The following is a 16443-nucleotide window of genomic DNA, read 5'->3' as shown; positions in this document are numbered from 1 at the left end:
ACGCGATGCGGAACCAGCGAATGCGTGAACTCGGCACACTCGGCATGGGATGCGCCCAGATCGGAAACCTGTGGCACGCGGTCTCGGACGAGGAGGCGGAGGAGACGATTCGCGCCGCGTGGGATGCCGGCATCCGATACTTCGACACCGCCCCGCACTATGGGCTGGGACTCTCGGAACGCCGCCTCGGTCGCGCGCTCGCCGCGTACCCTCGCGACGAGTACGTCGTGTCGACGAAGGTCGGGCGTGTGCTCGTCCCGAGCCCGGAGACCGCGCACGAGCGGGATGCCGCGAACTTCTTCGACGTGCCTGCCGACCAACGGCGGGTGTACGACCTGAGCCGTGACGGCGTACTGCGCTCGCTCGAGGCGAGTCTCGAACGGCTCGGAATGGATCGCATCGACGTCGTCTTCATGCATGATCCGGATGACCACTGGGAGAGTGCGTCGACGACCGGGGCACGGACATTGGCCGGGCTCCGCGATGAAGGAGTGATCCGCGGCTTCGGAGCCGGGATGAATCAGGCGGAGATGCTCGCAGACTTCATCGAGCGGACCGACGTCGACATCGTCATGTGCGCAGGACGATTCACCCTCCTCGAGCAGGGGAGTGCGAGCAGGATGCTCGCGCTCGCGCACGAGCGCGGAGTGGACGTCGTCGCCGCTGCCGTCTACAACTCGGGACTCCTCAGCCGGGAGAGCGTGCCAGACGATGCGAGCTACGACTACGCCGAGGCTTCGCCGGAAATCCTGCGCAGGGCTCGCGACCTGGAACGCATCTGCCGCGAGCATGAGGCCTCCCTCCCGGCGGCGGCGCTGCAGTTCGCGTTGCGCTGGCCACAGGTCGTTTCCGTGGTCGTCGGAATGCGCGGCGCTCAGCAGGCGGAGGAAGCGGCTTCACGGATGGCCGCGTCGCTCCCGGAAGAGCTGTGGATCGCGCTGGAGAATGCGGGTCACATCACACTGTCACCGCCGTCTGTTTCCTAGGAGGAGAGAATGCGGATCGCCCTGCACTCCGTCATCGTGGATGGATCCATCGACCAGTACCGCTCGCGTCATGCCCGGATCCCCGACGATCTGCGCGCTCTGTTTGCCGAGGCCGGTATCCACGATTGGACCATCTGGCGGTCAGGCAGGAATCTCTTCCACGTGGTCGACTGCGCGGATTTCGATCGGGCGATGAGCGTCGTCGAGTCCGCACCGGCGAACGCCGCCTGGCAGAAGGACATCGGGCGCTTCGTCGAGGGCTTTTACGGGCCGGATGGAGAGGTCGGTTTTCTCCCGATCGAGCGGGTGTGGTCGCTGGAGGAGCAGAACAGGACGGCGCCCTGAAACGGACACTGGGCCCGGTCGAGAACGACCGGGCCCAGTGGTTTCTGCGGTGAGTCGTGTCAGCCGCCGTAGAGGCTGACGACGCCGGTGCGGTCGGCGCTCGTCATCGACAGGTCGTCGGACGTGCCGTTGCACTGCGGGTAGTGCATGATCGACGACGAGTCGTACGGCGTCAGCGGACGCCAGTTGGTGTCCTCGAAGCACGTGCCCGATTCGGGGCGGGTGTGCTCGTGGCGGAAGCCGAGAACGTGGCCGAGCTCGTGGCCGAGGATGTTCGTCGGCGTCCACGAGCCGGAGGACCAGATCGAGTCGTCGATGAGCACGTTCTGCTGACGGTCCGCGGTGCTCGGGAAGAACGCGCGAGCGATGTACTGCGACGTCTGCACCGGCTCGACCGAGAACAGGACCGACTTGTTGCGCGTGGTGCAGTTGCCGTCAGCGCTGCCGACGTACACGAAGTTGATCCTCGGGGATGCGGACTCCCAGAGCGCTGCACCGCTGGCCATCGCGCTCACGACATCGGCGTGACGCGTGCCGAATTTCGTACTGACGCAATAGGTGAGATTGCTCACCTGCGAGGCCGACCACTTGTCGTCGATGCCGCCCACCGTGTTGACGATGAGGCCGTCGGTCGGTGTCTCGGGGCCGATGAGAAGGTCGTAGAACTCCCGCAACTCCCCCCGATCCGAGAGGACTTCGTCGCCGTTGACGATGTAGCTGCCGTCGATGTCCCGGTAGGTCGACGCCGCGAACTCCTGGAAGGAGGGAACGTCGGAGTCGTCATCGACCGAGGTCGCGCCGGCAGCGGGGATGACCGCGCCGAGGGTGAGTACGGCTGCCGCAGTGGCGGCGAGCGCGAGTTTTCTCGTGAGTCGCATACAGTGATCCTTTTGATCTGAGCGATATCTGCTCGCCGGGTTGGTGAGCAGGCTGTGGAATGTCGAGGTCGGCTTCTTTGCTTCATCGACGGGTCCAAGCTCGCTCACGGTATTGGCGTCGCTTCGGCGAGGTCAAGACTCCTCGTGGCGCGCCGAGCACTTTCTGCACTCAGGTCAGAATTGTGTGAGGTGCGGGCTGGCCGAAGGTGTCTGTCCTGCCTCGACGAACGTCAGACTGTCGCCAGCGAGGCGAGTGACGTCATCGCCGCCGTCTCGATTGCTTCGATGTCTCGGAGCACTTCGGCTGCCTCAGTCAGGTGGTCCGCATCCCCCGTGCTGCCGGCGCGGGCGATCGATTCTGAGACGCGCGTCCAGAGCAGTGCGGATTCCGCGAACCGGGCTGCGCCCTCACCGATGATGTCCGCGTGGGATCTGCGTTCGACGCGTTCCGCGCTCTCGGTCAGGAAGTCCCGATACAGATTGCGGAACAGCGCCCCTCCTGTGCCCGCCCGCTCCATCAGCATCGCGATGACCGCGAGATCGCGAGCAGGGTCAGCGACCCGATCGAACCACAGGGGAATGCGCTTCGCCGTCGTGAGGATGCCCCGGTTGCCGATGTTGGCAATCGGGGGCGCGAGGAATTCCCTCGCGCAAGCCGTGATCGCAGGAGCGATCGATTCGCGGATCCGCTCAGGCCGTGTCGCTGCGACGGGCACGTCAACGGTGAAGGCGCGGTGGTGCGCAGACATCGGCCCGCGTGCTGCTCGAGCCCGCGCCAGGCTCTCCACGCTCGTCGAGACCTCGCCGCCCTGCTGAGCCGTGTCGACGAGGTATGCCCGCTCATCGTCGTACCCGTACATGGCGACGACGTGGCCGGCGAAATGCACGCGGGAGCCGAAATACTCCAGGTCGTGGCTGTCGAGCTGCAGGCCGACGGGGGTGCCATGGTCGATCGTCGTGCGCAGCCGATCCCACGCCTTCCGCGCCGAAGTCGTCTCCTCCGCACGCAGGGTTACTCCCAGGCGGGATGTCAGGGCTTGGGTGAGCGCGAACGGCTTGACCCGTCCGCCGAGGAATGGCAGGGCCTGCTGCTTGGAATCCCAATAGATGAACGACAGTCCTGCGCCCAGGCCGAACAGCATCGGCTCGGACAGTGAGAGTCCGGCGTGCGTCAGGAGAACGCCGAGTGCCGTTGTCTCGCAATGCAATCCGCCGGAGGTGGGGATGCCGTCGATGACCTGCCTGGCACTGCTCGTTCGAGGCGCTGATTCATTCATGAGGCACCTGGACCCGCGTCGCGAGCCACGACCTTTCTGCTTCGAGGAGGGTCAGTGAATACGAGAAGACTTCGCGGGCGGCGTGAGGCAGAGGGGCCTGGGAGTGCTCGGCAGCGATGACGGCGCTGATCCGCGCATCGATCCAGGCCAGGCGTCGTCGCAGTGCGTCGTGGTAGTCCTCGTCGGAGATCAGCGGCAGGTTGGCGAGCCCGACGAGCATGGGATGCGCAACGGTCCGCTGGTCGGCGATGCAGGCGACGGCGCCTTCTTCGGCGGCCTTTAGCCCGGCGGCGGTGGCGTGGAACACCCGCTTGGACTTGGCGCTGGTCTGCGTGTCGTTCGACGCGATGAGTCCGCGACCTTCGAGCTTCGTGAGCACGTAGTAGATCGACGAGAAACCGATCTCGGCCCAGCGGCGGATCCCGCGCTGTTCGATCACCTGTTCGAGGTCATAGCCGTGCCGCGGCTGCTCGGCGATGAGACCGAGGATCGTCAGTTCGGTCGGGGTCATGAGGGCTATTCTAGCGCTAGAATAAAACGCATGACCGGCCGACCTGTGAGGCGAGGGGCGAAGAGATCTCGCGGCGGGAGCTGACGCGACGAACTATGTCGTGCGCTTCTTCGGTCGCGAGATGAGCCAATCGATGAGCTTGTAGGCCGAACCCACCGCGAGGAGGAGGGCGACGATCCCGACACCGTTAATCAGCACGGTGGGGAAGCCCAAGACGTCGATGTTGACGAACGGGTACGGGTAGAAGCCCGTGACGGCGCCTTGCACGACCGTGACGATGATGAATGCGCCTGGCCAGATGAGTGCGAGGAACAACGCTTTCCAGCTCACGCGGGGGTGAGGGCCAAACAAGATCCAGCCGACGATGGCAAATATGGGCACGACGTAGTGCAGGCCGATGTTCGATGCTGAGGCGACGCCGGTGAAGTTCGCGAGCGGCGATAGGACGAAGTGGTACATGAGCAACGTCACCGTAATGCCGAACATCGCGGCGATGCGGAGGACGCGGAAGTACGCTCCGTCGCGATCCGGTCGTGCCGCGAGGAGGCCGGCGGCGATGCCGACGAAGATGTTCGACTGCACGGTGAAGTAACTGAAGAACTCGAACAGGCGCTGCCCCAGCGGAGCGTTCGAGGGACCGAAGCCGATGTTCACGTCGCCGATCACGAGCGCGAGCTGTGTGCCGACGGCGAGCAGGACGGTCAGGGCTGTGAGCGCGTGCCAGATGCGAGCGCCGGTCCGGCTGGGCACGATTCCGATCATGCGCTCAGCATATGGGTCGCCGGTTCGCCCTTTTTCGCCGAACTGTCGGTTCACCGGGGATGATCGCGTTTATCGATCATCCAATCTGCACCTCAGCGGCGGAACGCAGCACTGCCGAACCCCGCGGCGAAAGAAGTCCCATGAGAACTGTCGGAATCGCGGCGGGTTGACACTAGGTGTCACGCTGCAGGGCTACTGCCGGCGCCTCCCAGCCCGCTTTGTCATGACATTTTCTTGATCGGCACGCCTCCTGTGGCCAAGGTCGATCTCGACTGCGGTCTGTGGAGGCGGTACCCAACGGGTCAACCAAACCGTCAGAAGCCCTCGGCGATGGATATCGCTTCAGCAAAGTCGGATGTGGGCGATACAGTCGGCACAACAGGTGACGAGGGACGTCTGAACGGGGCGTTCTGGGATGATGTCAACGTGGAGTATCTGTCCAGAGCGCCCGGTCCGCCGCTCGACGGGCTGGTTGACGACCTCTACTACTTAGAGGGAACCCCGCCGTACTCTCGGTTGATGCTGCCGGCCGCGCCCGCGCCTCTGCTCATCGTCAACCTCGGAGCGCCGTTTTTCATCCGCGCCGGCGCCGAAGTAGAGGCCGTGGAATACGCTGACGGCTGCGCGGTCACCACGCCCACCCGTGCGTGGGAGTTCGGCTACCCGACTCCGACCCGGTCTGTGGGAGTCCACTTCAAGCCGTGGGGGCTGGCGCCGTTCCTTCCGATGTCCGCGGCTGAATTGTGCGACCGACCGGCGACCGTGGGGCAGCTCTGGGGCCAGTCCGCCACCGCCGAGTTGCGACACCGACTGACCTCGGCGGACTCGCCGCACGAAATGCTGAGGGTGCTCGAAGACGAACTGGTGCGAAGGCTGCGCCCGATCGACGGCCTGGACATCATCCGCCACATGAGCAGCGCCATCGAGGAAACCGGCGGTGCGGTGCCGATCAGCGAACTCGGCATGGCAGCCCGCGCCAGCAGCACCTACCTTGCGAAGCGGTTCAAGGAGGTCATCGGCGTCACGCCGAAGCGGCTGGCACGCAGCTACCGTTTCACCTCCACCGTGTTGGCGATCGACATCGATGCAGTGATCGACTGGGGCGACGTTGCGGCCCGCGCGGGCTACTTCGACCAGGCCCACTTCGTCCACGAGTTCCGGGGGTACACCGGGCTCACTCCGACCCGGTATGTCGAAGCCCGGCAACGCTTCCTGCGCGAGCATCCAGGCCACGCGCTGGAGGGTTGGCCGGTGCCGGCCGATTGATTTCTTACAAGAGCGACCTCCCACGGCACACGAGACTTGGGACTCCACACAGAGGAGCAACCAATGGGGAAAGTAGTCATGAATGCGTCGGTCTCGGTGGATGGCTTCATCGCGGCTGAGAACGACGATCCCGGCGCACTGTTCGAATGGCTGGTCAGCGGTGACGTGCCGCTGGACGACAGCGGCGTACTGAACGTGTCGCAAGCGTCCTACGACCACATCCGGCCGTACTGGGACCAGATCGGGGTGACGATCGCCGGACGCCACGTCTTCGACTTGACGGACGGTTGGGACGGCATCCCGCCGAGCGGTGTCGACCACGTGGTCGTCGTGACGCACCGGCCGCCGCCCGATGGGTGGGACCCCAACGCGCCGTTCCACTTCGTCGACGACATCGAGGCGGCCGTGACCAAGGCGAAGGAGCTCGCAGGTGACCGCACCGTCGAGGTCGCTGCCGGCGACGTCGGTGGCCAGTTGCTCGCAGCAGGCCTGATCAACGAGGTACGCATGGACGTCGCACCCGTCGTGCTCGGGTTCGGCAAACGCTACTTCGGCTCCGTCGACTCGCAGCACCTGCTGGAAGACCCAGACGTCGTTGTTCAGGGCAACCGGGTGCTTCACCTGCGCTATCGGGTGCGCCGTCCCGTGGAGGTCTCGATAAGTAGACGAGGTCGTGACATCGACGACGTCTAGGAACGCGCGCATTGAAGAATCGATGACTGACGGCGCCTTGTGAAACCATTCAATGGCCGCCAATATGGTTTCGTTGCACGCCGCAGCGCAGTTGCCGCCGCGGATTTGATCGGTGGCCTGCACGGGCTGGCCGTCTGCGGTCCGCTCGACGAGGAGAACTCATTGACCATCACCACGGATGACTTCGCGGAGGCGTTCTCCCCTGTGCGGCGGCTCTTCGCCGACTACATCGCGGGTGAACCCGGGTACAGCGCCCAGGCTCGTCTCGCACGCGAGTGCGCCATCACAGCAGAGCGAGCAGCATGACGACTGCAGGAGCGACAAAGACGAAGGCGGCATGGTGACCACTTCCCAGGACCCTCTTGAGGGCGCGGCATTCATCGCAGCGGTCGCTCCGGAGGGGGTGGCTCCGCGCTTCAGTCTCGAGGTCGCGCTGGAACGCCCGCGAAGTGAGGTGAGCGGAGCCCGGCTCCTCGCCACGGCGCACGGCGTGTACGAGGCATCCGTGGACGGCGTCGGCGTCACCGCTTCGGTGCTCAACCCCGGATGGACATCGTACGAGTGGCGTCTCGCGTATCAGGAGTACGACGTCACGGAACTGATCGGCCGAGGCTCCGGAAGCGTCCGTCTCGACCTGTTACTGGGCAACGGGTGGTATCGCGGGCGTCTCGGGTTCGCCAACGCCGACGCGAACTACGGAGAAGAGATCAGCGTCGCTGCCGTTCTGGAAGTCCGGTACGCAGACGGATCGACGCAGCGGATCGTCACCTCGGATGACTGGGTCGCCGAGGCATCGGACATCACGCGAAATTCGCTGTACAACGGCCAGACGATCGACGCGCGGCTTCGGGGCGGCGGTGAAACGCTCGACGTGCATACGGTCGATGTGGACCGCGCGGCCCTGATACCGCAGAGCTCCCCGCTGATCATTCGGAACGAGTCCGTCGCCCCGATAGGGATCTCGACATCGCCTTCGGGTCGCAGGCTCGTGGATTTCGGCCAGAATCTGGTCGGCTGGGTGCGATTCTCAGTCGTCGGAGAACGAGGCATCCGCATCCGCATCCGTCATGCCGAGGTCCTGGAGGACGGAGAACTCGGTGTCCGCGCGCTGCGCGCGGCGGAGGCGACGGACGAGTTCATCCTGTCGGGCGAGGTCGACTACTTCGAGCCGACGTTCACCTTCCACGGCTTCCGCTACATCGAGGTCGAGGGGTGGCCGGGTGACCTCGAGCTGGACGGTCTCGAGGCCGTTGTCGTGCACTCCGAGATGGAGCGGACCGGGTACTTCACCTGCTCGGAGCCACTCGTGAATCAACTCGTCCATAACTCTGTCTGGAGCCAGAAGGGGAACTTCTTGAGCGTTCCGACCGACTGCCCGCAGCGCGACGAGCGACTCGGGTGGACCGGGGACATCTCGGCCTACGCCGCATCGGCGAACTTCCAGTTCGACACCGCGGACTTCCTCGACGGATGGCTGCGGGACCTGCTGGAGGAGACACGTCATGCCGCCGGTCAGATCGTCCCGCTCATCGTTCCGGAGGTGCTGAAGTATGCGCATTTCCCGGAAGGGTTCTCGCTGCCCTGGCACCGCGCGACCGCTGTGTGGGGTGATTCGGCGGTCTGGGTTCCGCAAGCGCTCTGGTGGTCGTACGGCGACGCGGAACGACTTGCGGACTACTATCCGGCCATCGTCATGCACCTTGACTCCGTCGAGCAGGACGTATCGGAGACCGGGCTGTGGGATCGTGGCAACCAGCTCGGGGATTGGCTCGATCCGGATGCTCCGCCGGAGGACCCGGCTGCGGCGAAGGCTGACCCCTCGGTCGTCGCGACCTCCTGCCTGTATCGCTCCGCATCCTTCGCGGCGGACGCCGCCGACGTGCTCGGCAAGCACAAGGATGCGGAGCGCTGGCGTGCAATGGCTGAGCGCACCCGGGCGGCCTTCGTCGAGCACTACGTCGATGCCGAAGGCATCGTCCGATCCGACTGCGCCACGGTCTACGCCCTCGCGATCTCGTTCGGGGTGCTGAGCGGCGACCTCCGCGATGCGGCGGGACGTCGTCTTGCCGAACTGGTTCGGGCATCGGGGTACCGCGTGACGACCGGCTTCGCGGGCACACCGTTCGTCACATGGGCGCTGTCCGAGACCGGCCACCTGGAGGATGCCTACCGTCTGCTACTCGAGCGGCAGAGTCCGTCGTGGATGTATCCCGTCGCGATGGGAGCCACTACGGTCTGGGAGCGCTGGGACTCGATGCTCCCCGACGGGACGATCAACACGGGCGAGATGACGAGCTTCAACCACTACGCGCTGGGTGCAGTCGTCGACTGGGTGTACCAGGTCGTCGGCGGCATCCGCCCGGCCTCTCCTGGGTACGCGTCGGTGCGTATCCAGCCTCAGCCGGGACCTGGGATCAACTGGGCCGAGACCTCCTACCGCACCCCCCTTGGAGAAGTGTCCTGCTCTTGGCGTGTCGAAGGCGACCAGATGTTCGTCGACGTTGCCCTCCCGGAGCTGACACGTGCAGAAGTCGTTCTACCGGATGGTATCCGGCACGATGTGCAGGGAGGATCGCATCAATTCATCGGGTTGGTCGACCCACGGCACGTATGACTCAGGTTCCTCTCGCAGAGGTGACATTGAATGTCACTCCCCAGGCGTCTGATCAGCGGGGTTCCGCCTCGCTTGCCGTGACACTTTCCTGAATCATCACGCGTTCGTGTCGTCGTCGTGGCGACCGTTCCCCATCGGGTGCTTCCGCGCCGTCAACGAGTGACGTACTCCGAGAGCCGCTTGAGTGGAGGCTGCGATGCAGGATGCGCAACGGCTGCCGCGCCGACCGAGCATGCGGATTGGAGTGCGGCGGTCGGCGTCATGCCTGAGTGGATTGCGATGACGAGGGCGGCGCAGAAGGCGTCGCCGGCGCCGACGGTGTTGACAGCGGTCGTTGCGACGCCCGCAGCGCGCGAGACCTCCTTGCCTTGCGCGAGCAGGGCGGCTCCGTCCGCGCCATAGGTGACGGCGACCAGGCGCGCGTTGTCGAGTTCTGGCATGAGGGCGTATTCGCTCTCGTTGACGATGAACAGGTCGACGCGGTCGATGAGGCCAGCAGGCAGGGGCTGGGCGGGTGCGGCATTGACCGCGAGGTAGTTCGATGACGATGCAGCGAGGTGCTCAACGACGGCGAGGGAGATCTCCAGTTGCGCGAGAATCACCTCGTCAGGCTCGAGGGATAGGTCATCGGCCCGAACGCGAGCGTTCGCGCCGGGGCAGACGACGATCTGGTTCTCGGCATGCTTGTCCACAACGATGAGTGCGGTGCCGCTGGGATCGGGGACCTCTTTCACTTCTGATGTGTCGACTCCGGCTGCGGTGAGCTGGTCGCGAAGCCATCGTCCGTCCGCGTCCTCTCCGACCGCTCCGATCATGCGGACGGCGGCGCCGAGCTTCGCCGCGGCGGCTGCCTGGTTCGCGCCCTTGCCGCCGATCTCGCGGCTGAGGGTGCCACCTGCGATGGTCTCGCCAGGGGAGGGGAGCCTTTCGACACGACTGGTGATGTCGACGTTGATGCTTCCGACGACGGTGACGCGGGGGGAGGTCTGGGTGGTCATTGGGAGCCTTCTCAACTGGCGGTGGACTGGACGATGGACAGGCTGCCTACCTCGGGGGAGACGATGAACTTCGCGAGGTAGAGCGGGGTGCCCTCGTATTCTGCGGTCTGTGTGAGCACGAGGACGGGTGTCGACGGCTTCAGGCCGAGTTGGCCGCCTCGCGTCTCGCCCGCGACGTTGGCCGCCAGAGTGCAGACCCCACTGCTGAAGATGGAACCGAACCGGTCGATGATGGCGGCGAGCAGGGTCTTCGACTCGCCGGCCAGCGATTCGAGGCTTGTGGCGATCCCAGGGTGGATGTCGCTCAGGTACTTGCCTGCGGGCAGATGCTCCTGGGCGATGGCGATCGGTGTTCCGTCGCTGAGTATGACCGCCTCGCGGAACCAGGTGTTCGCGGCGGCGTCGAGGGAGAGCTTGTTGGAGGTGAAGTCAGTGGTCGACTGGATGCCGAACTCGAGTTGGCGCACCTCGATGCTCCGGCCCGATTCGGTGAGCGCGTGCTCGAGCGGCTGCAGCTCTTCCAGGCCGATGTGCGGGAGTTTGTCGACGACGAAGCGCCCGACGCCTCGACGGGTGACGATGAGTCCGTCCTCCTCGAGGAGCATCAGCGCCTCACGAACGACGGTGCGGCTCACGCCGATCGCAGTCGCGAGCTCCGTCTCCCGCGGGAGGGCCTGACCCAGCGGGAAGACGTTCGAACGGATTCCTTCCGCCAGTCGGGAGTACACGGCTACGCGCAACGGCTGCCCGACGGCTGTCGTCAACTGGTGGGCGAAGAACTGTTCGATCGTGCTCAAGGCGGATGCTCCTTTGCTCGCGAGGCGTTTGCTCCATCATCGCGCAGATGTCAGTCTTGCACATGTTCTACCTAAGAGGTATAACTTCATACAACCCGATTCAACGTAGTGCTACGACGAAGGAGTCTCACCGTGCACGCACAACCCCCCACCGCCGCGATCCGAACGGAACCCGGCGCTGACATCACTCTCGTGCGGGGTGGCCGCGCGGTCGCACTTGTTGTGACGCTCGTCCTTGGCGTGCTGTCCTACCAGTTGAACGCCAGCATGCTCACGCCGGCGCTCCCGCACATGGCGACAGAACTCGGCGTCGATGTCGGCGCCATCTCCCAGGTCTCCTCGCTGTTCTTCCTCGCCGGCGCGATCGGCGGAATCGTGCTGTCACGGTGGAGTGACTACATCGGCCGCCGACGCGCGCTGTTCATCGTGCTCGGGATCCTGGCCGTCGGCACTCTGCTGTGCCTCTTCGCTCCGAACCTGCCGCTCCTCCTGGTCGGCCGCGCGCTTCAGGGCGCATCGAGTGCGGCGTTCCAGCTCGCGTACATCATCCTCAGCGAGTCGTTGAGCGCCAAGGTGTTCGGTATGACCCTCGGCATCATCACCGCCGTGAACGGCGGTGTCGGCGGTGTCGACGGCTATATCGGTGGGCTGCTTGTCGAGAATTACGGATACCGATCGATCTTCGCGGTCATCTTCGTCGTTGGCATCCTCGCAGTCTTCTGCGTGATCGTCACTGTCCCGAAGGATGGCCCGGTGGTGACCACGGGAAAGATGGACTGGTGGGGAGCCGCCGCTCTGTCCATCGCTCTCATCTGCCTCACCTACTTCGTCTCCCAGGGGGGAAGTGCCGGATGGCTGGACCCGCTCGCCCTGGCGTACCTTGCAGGCGCGATCGTGGCCTTCGTCGTGTTCTGGTTCGTCGAAAAGCGGCGTCGTTCGCCGCTCATCGCCGTGCACCATCTCAAGTCCCGTCAGGTGTGGCCGGTCATCGCCACGACCGTGCTCACCCTCTCGAGCGTCTTCGCCGTCATCAACTTCACGGTGGTCGTGCTGAGCCAGACACCTGAGATCGGGTTCGGGCTCGACGCCCCCACTGCGGCAGCGCTGTTCCTCGTTCCGCCGGCCCTCATCGGCGTCGCGGCTGCGCCGCTGTCCGGCTGGCTGGCCGGGAAGCTCGGCTGGATACTGCTGCTGCGCGTCGGCCTCGTGGTCAGTCTCGCGGCCGTGGCTCTGATCGCCCTGTTCCCGCAGAACATGGGGGTCGTGATCACAGCGATCGCGATTCTCGGCATCACCTACAACGGTCTGGTCCTCACCACGGTCAACGGCTTGGGCGTGCTTCTCTCGCCCGAGGATGCACCGGCCGCTCTGCCGGGCCTCAACGGCGCCGCGTTCGGCATCGGTGCCGGCCTCGGCATCGGCATCGTGGCTCCGTTCGTCACGCAGATCACGACCGCCGGATTCGCCACCGCGCTGTGGATCTCGGCAGGGATCGTCGCCCTCGCCCTGATCGCCAGCCTGCTGATCGCTGCCCGCCCCGGGCAGCGGATGTGAGAGGACACAACATGACCATCGAAACCGCCGAGTCCGACCGCATCCCCGTCTACCTGGACTGCGACACCGGCATCGACGACGCCCTCGCGCTCACCTACCTCGCGACTTCTCCGGCCGTCCGACTCGTCGGAATCGGGACCGTCAGCGGCAACACGAGTGCCGAGCAGGCGGCGCGGAACTCCCTCGATCTGCTCGGGCTGATCGGCGCAACCGACGTGCAGGTGAGCCTCGGCGCTCGCGATCACCTCGCCAAGGCGTTCGACGGCGGTGTGCCCGAGATCCACGGCGCGAACGGGATCGGGGGCGTCGCGCTTCCGCGGTCGCTCCGCGAACCGGGAGCCGACAGCGCGGCAGACCTGCTCATCCGGCTGTCCCACGACCATCGCGGCGAACTCCGCATCGTCACCGTCGGGCCACTGACGAACGTCGCCCTCGCGCTGCGACAGGATCCGACCCTTCCGCAGCGGGTGCACAGCCTCACGGCCATGGGCGGCGCGGCGCTCGTGTCGGGGAACGTCACGCCCGTGGCGGAAGCGAACATCTGGAACGACCCCGAGGCAGCGGCCGAGGTATTCGCGGCGGACTGGGACATCACCCTCGTGCCGCTCGACGTCACGCTCGAGAACACCCTGGACGAGGACGATCGGGTCCGACTCCTCGAAGCCGAGAACCCGGCCGCGCGAGCACTCGGGGAGATGCTCGATCACTACTTCGAGTTCTACCTGCCCCTCTACGGCAAGCGCAGCTGCGCGCTGCACGACCCCCTCGCAGCCGCCGTCGCCGTGGGTGGCGTGACGCCCACACGGGCGCCCCGCGTTCCGATCACCGTCGACACGAGTGGAGGGCCTGGTCGTGGCCAGGTGATCGCGGACCTCCGGAACCAGCGGCTGGGACCGGTCGATCATCCGACAGCCCGGACCCGTATCGTCCTCGCCACCGATCGCCCGCTCGGGGCTCACCTCATCGAGACGGTCACCGTCGGGGCGCCACGTACGGAGGCTGCAGAATGCTGATCAACCTGCACACACACCTCGAGGGACGCGTGCGCCCCGCAACCGCTTTCGAACTCGCGCGCACGCTCAAGCTCCCGGGCGCCGACCGCGACTGGGAACACGCACTGCAGCTCGACGCCCCTGCCGACCTGACCGTGTACCTCGAGAAGGTGTCCTCGACGTACCCGTTCTTCGCAGACTACGAGTCATTGGCTCGGATCGCCCGCGAGGCCGTCGAGGATGCGGCCGCTGATGGCCAGAACTATCTCGAACTGCGCTTCGGCCCCGCCACGCATGTGAGCCCGAAGCTCTCCCTCGACGACGTCATCGCCGCGGTCTGCGAAGGCGTCTCCCAAGGAACGAAGAACAGCGGTATGCCCGCCGGCGTCGTCGTCGCCGCGCTCCGCCTGCACGGCGCCGAGCGCAATGAGCAGGTCGCCACCGCATCCGCTCGGTTTGCCGGACGCGGTGTCGTCGGATTCGACCTCGCCGGTGACGAGCTCCGCTTCCCGGACCTCGAACCCTACGTCAACGCGTTCGCCATCGCCCGCGCCGCAGGGCTCGGGCTCACCTGCCACGCCGCGGAAGCCGCGCCCGCCCACGCAGCGCTCGACGCGGTCGATCTCTTCGGCGTCACCAGGATCGGCCATGGCGCGCACCTCGCCGACGATCCTTCGGCGTTGCGGCGGATAGCGGACCAAGGCATCTACATCGAGATCTGCCCGACATCGAACCTCTACACCGGCGCCATCTCGACACGCCGCCAGCATCCCGCCCCCGAATTCCGTGAGGCGGGAGTCGCGCTCGTCCTCGGAGATGACAACCCCCGGCAGACCCAGTCCCCGCTGTCTGCCGAGCGAGCTGTCCTGCGCGACGAACTCGGATTCGATGCCGTCGCGCTCGATCGATTGGATGCAGACAGTGTCGAGGCTGCATTCGTCGACGACTCAGTCCGTGCTTTGTGGAGGAGTCGCCTTTTGAGTCCTCGTTGAACGACACGCTTTTTCCGAGTCGGCGAGGGCTGTGCCGATGATCGGTCGGGGTAGTGCGCCGCATAGGTTCGTCTCGACCGGGTACGTCGGCGAGCTGAGAAACCGAGCGCCCGCCCGTCGCAACCTTTGCAGGATTGTGAATTGGGTGGCGCGGGGTGGAGTCCGCTTGCGAACGCCCAGCGCACCGGCTTCGGGGGTGAAGTGGACGTTCGAGACCAGTAGGTGGGATGACGGGTGGAGACCATCGGTTGTAACGAAACGCTACGTACAGTACACTAGGCCAGGACTACTGAAGGAGTTGCCATGACAGATCAACGAGTCCGGGAGTACGGCGCATTCATCGATGGTGAGTTCCGCGCGCTCGGCCCGGTGTGGTTCGAGGCTCGCGAAGCGGCGACGGGCCAGTTGCTCGCGCGCTTGACACGCTCCGGTCCATCGGAGGTTGACGATGCTGTCGAGGCCGCCGACCGAGCTTTCCCGGCATGGGCCGCCTTCCCCGCAGAGCATCGAGCGGGCCTGCTCATGAAGTTCGCCGCGGCAGTCGAGGCGAACGCGGAGCGGCTCGCACGCCTCGAATCGGTCGACACGGGGCGCCATATCCGCGAGATGCGCGAAGACTATGCTGCGACCGTGACGCAACTGCGCTACTTCGCGTCAGTCGTTCTTGCGCACGAGGGATTCGGGCGTCAGCTCGCGTCGGGATACCTTGTGGCAAAGCGCGTTCCGCTGGGCGTGTGCGGACAGATCATCCCCTGGAACGACCCCGCGGTCATGATGGCGTTCAAGATCGCCCCCGCTCTCGCAGCAGGCAACACGGTGGTCCTGAAGCCGGATCGCAATGCGTCGGTGTCGGTGATGGAGATCACCCGCCTCGCCGCGGAGATCTTCCCTCCTGGTGTCCTGAACGTCGTCCCCGGGTACGGGACCGAGGTCGGGTCGGCGCTGACGGCGCATCCGAAGGTCCGCAAGCTCGCCTTCACCGGCAGCACCGAGACCGGTCGAACGGTGGCCAAGGCCGGGTCGTCACGGCTCGTCTCGTCGATTCTTGAACTGGGTGGGAAGAGCCCGAGCATCGTATTCCCCGACATTGAGGACATCGATGCTGTCGTGGCGAACGCGACCTTCGGTGTTCTCATGTGCAACGGTCAGTCCTGCCTCGCGGGAACGCGGCTCTTCGTCCACGCGGAGATCTATGACCGCTTCATGGAGAAGCTCGTCGCACGTTTCCGGTCGCTGCGGGTGGGACCGCCCCTCGACGAAGACACCGACCTGAGCGGCATGATCCACGCCGCGCATGCGGACAAGGTCATGTCGATGATCGAGGCGGGAATCGAAGAAGGAGCCAGGCTCGTGACGGGCGGGCACCGCGCCCATGTGGCCGGCTACGAGAGCGGCAATTTCATCGAGCCCACCATCCTTGAGGTTACGAATTCCATGACAGTCGCGCGGGAGGAGATCTTCGGACCGGTTCTCTGCGTCATCAAGTGGGATGACTACGAGACGATGATCTCGGAGGCCAATGACACGCCCTACGGATTGGCATCGGGGATCTACACCTCGAACCTGAAGAACGCGATGGAGACCGCTGACCGACTCGAAGCCGGAAGCGTATGGATCAATCAGTACTTCAACCTCTCCGGCGGCGTACCCTTCGGCGGATTCAAGGACAGCGGCCTCGGTCGTGAGTTCTGTTTCGAGACGCTGAACGAGTACACCCAGCTGAAGTCCATCACCGTCGCGACGTCGACACCGCCCTCCACCTAAACCCACGGTCGGGC

Annotated in this window: 16 protein-coding genes; 10 read left to right on the top strand and 6 right to left on the bottom strand. The window is 65.4% G+C overall.

Going from position 1 to position 16443, the window contains the following annotated elements; all coding sequences use genetic code 11:
- Positions 1-5 precede the first annotated feature (5 nt).
- Positions 6-986 (top strand): aldo/keto reductase, encoded by a 981-nt coding sequence (locus tag MRBLWO13_RS03525; RefSeq protein WP_341976410.1) that lies wholly within the window; start codon positions 6-8, stop codon positions 984-986.
- A 9-nt stretch (positions 987-995) separates the two neighbouring features.
- The gene (locus MRBLWO13_RS03520; RefSeq protein ID WP_341976409.1) at positions 996-1331 is read left to right on the top strand and encodes an L-rhamnose mutarotase; all 336 of its coding nucleotides are present in this window, start codon (positions 996-998) and stop codon (positions 1329-1331) included.
- Between the two features lie 59 nt (positions 1332-1390).
- Here the strand turns inward: MRBLWO13_RS03520 and MRBLWO13_RS03515 are convergent, their stop codons facing one another.
- The 4 genes from MRBLWO13_RS03515 to MRBLWO13_RS03500 all read right to left on the bottom strand — a co-directional run bounded on the left by MRBLWO13_RS03515 (position 1391) and on the right by MRBLWO13_RS03500 (position 4759).
- Positions 1391-2209, bottom strand: a complete 819-nt coding sequence (locus MRBLWO13_RS03515) for a M57 family metalloprotease (protein ID WP_341976408.1) — start codon at positions 2207-2209, stop codon at positions 1391-1393.
- A gap of 230 nt (positions 2210-2439) precedes the next feature.
- The gene (locus MRBLWO13_RS03510; RefSeq protein ID WP_341976407.1) at positions 2440-3486 is read right to left on the bottom strand and encodes a BtrH N-terminal domain-containing protein; all 1047 of its coding nucleotides are present in this window, start codon (positions 3484-3486) and stop codon (positions 2440-2442) included.
- Positions 3479-3997 (bottom strand): PadR family transcriptional regulator, encoded by a 519-nt coding sequence (locus tag MRBLWO13_RS03505; protein ID WP_341976406.1) that lies wholly within the window; start codon positions 3995-3997, stop codon positions 3479-3481. The genes MRBLWO13_RS03510 and MRBLWO13_RS03505 overlap by 8 nt, the downstream gene beginning before the upstream one ends.
- A 93-nt stretch (positions 3998-4090) precedes the next feature.
- A complete protein-coding gene (locus MRBLWO13_RS03500) occupies positions 4091-4759 on the bottom strand; it encodes a Pr6Pr family membrane protein (RefSeq protein ID WP_341976405.1) in 669 nt (222 codons plus the stop codon).
- A 330-nt stretch (positions 4760-5089) separates the two neighbouring features.
- Between MRBLWO13_RS03500 and MRBLWO13_RS03495 the strand changes: the two genes are divergently transcribed.
- From MRBLWO13_RS03495 to MRBLWO13_RS03480, 4 genes are all read left to right on the top strand, one after another.
- Complete coding sequence (locus MRBLWO13_RS03495; protein WP_341976404.1) at positions 5090-6025, top strand: AraC family transcriptional regulator; 936 nt, start codon at positions 5090-5092, stop codon at positions 6023-6025.
- 63 nt (positions 6026-6088) lie between these two features.
- Positions 6089-6718 (top strand): dihydrofolate reductase family protein, encoded by a 630-nt coding sequence (locus MRBLWO13_RS03490; protein WP_341976403.1) that lies wholly within the window; start codon positions 6089-6091, stop codon positions 6716-6718.
- Between the two features lie 162 nt (positions 6719-6880).
- Positions 6881-7024 carry a hypothetical protein gene (locus MRBLWO13_RS03485; protein WP_341976402.1) on the top strand — a complete coding sequence of 48 codons (144 nt, stop codon included), beginning with the start codon at positions 6881-6883 and terminating at the stop codon, positions 7022-7024.
- Between the two features lie 34 nt (positions 7025-7058).
- Positions 7059-9332, top strand: coding sequence for a family 78 glycoside hydrolase catalytic domain (locus MRBLWO13_RS03480; RefSeq protein ID WP_341976401.1), 2274 nt, complete (start codon positions 7059-7061; stop codon positions 9330-9332).
- Between the two features lie 152 nt (positions 9333-9484).
- Here the strand turns inward: MRBLWO13_RS03480 and MRBLWO13_RS03475 are convergent, their stop codons facing one another.
- Together MRBLWO13_RS03475 and MRBLWO13_RS03470 are read right to left on the bottom strand one after the other, a co-directional pair.
- A complete protein-coding gene (locus tag MRBLWO13_RS03475; RefSeq protein ID WP_341976400.1) occupies positions 9485-10330 on the bottom strand; it encodes a ribokinase in 846 nt (281 codons plus the stop codon).
- An 11-nt stretch (positions 10331-10341) separates the two neighbouring features.
- The gene (locus MRBLWO13_RS03470) at positions 10342-11127 is read right to left on the bottom strand and encodes a GntR family transcriptional regulator (protein ID WP_341976399.1); all 786 of its coding nucleotides are present in this window, start codon (positions 11125-11127) and stop codon (positions 10342-10344) included.
- 132 nt (positions 11128-11259) lie between these two features.
- On the opposite strand from MRBLWO13_RS03470, the gene MRBLWO13_RS03465 reads away from it, so the two are divergent.
- The 4 genes from MRBLWO13_RS03465 to MRBLWO13_RS03450 all read left to right on the top strand — a co-directional run bounded on the left by MRBLWO13_RS03465 (position 11260) and on the right by MRBLWO13_RS03450 (position 16429).
- Positions 11260-12681, top strand: coding sequence for an MFS transporter (locus tag MRBLWO13_RS03465; RefSeq protein ID WP_341976398.1), 1422 nt, complete (start codon positions 11260-11262; stop codon positions 12679-12681).
- 11 nt (positions 12682-12692) lie between these two features.
- The gene (locus tag MRBLWO13_RS03460) at positions 12693-13694 is read left to right on the top strand and encodes a nucleoside hydrolase (RefSeq protein ID WP_341976397.1); all 1002 of its coding nucleotides are present in this window, start codon (positions 12693-12695) and stop codon (positions 13692-13694) included.
- A complete protein-coding gene (gene add, locus MRBLWO13_RS03455) occupies positions 13688-14665 on the top strand; it encodes an adenosine deaminase (protein WP_341976396.1) in 978 nt (325 codons plus the stop codon). The genes MRBLWO13_RS03460 and add overlap by 7 nt, the downstream gene beginning before the upstream one ends.
- Positions 14666-14968: 303 nt before the next feature.
- The gene (locus MRBLWO13_RS03450) at positions 14969-16429 is read left to right on the top strand and encodes an aldehyde dehydrogenase family protein (RefSeq protein WP_341976395.1); all 1461 of its coding nucleotides are present in this window, start codon (positions 14969-14971) and stop codon (positions 16427-16429) included.
- Positions 16430-16443 lie beyond the last annotated feature (14 nt).

It is taken from the genome of Microbacterium sp. LWO13-1.2 (assembly GCF_038397725.1).
In the GTDB taxonomy this organism is placed as follows: Bacteria; Actinomycetota; Actinomycetes; order Actinomycetales; family Microbacteriaceae; genus Microbacterium.
The sequence above is the reverse complement of the archived record's forward strand: the minus strand, read 5'-3'. Positions and strand labels throughout refer to the sequence as shown.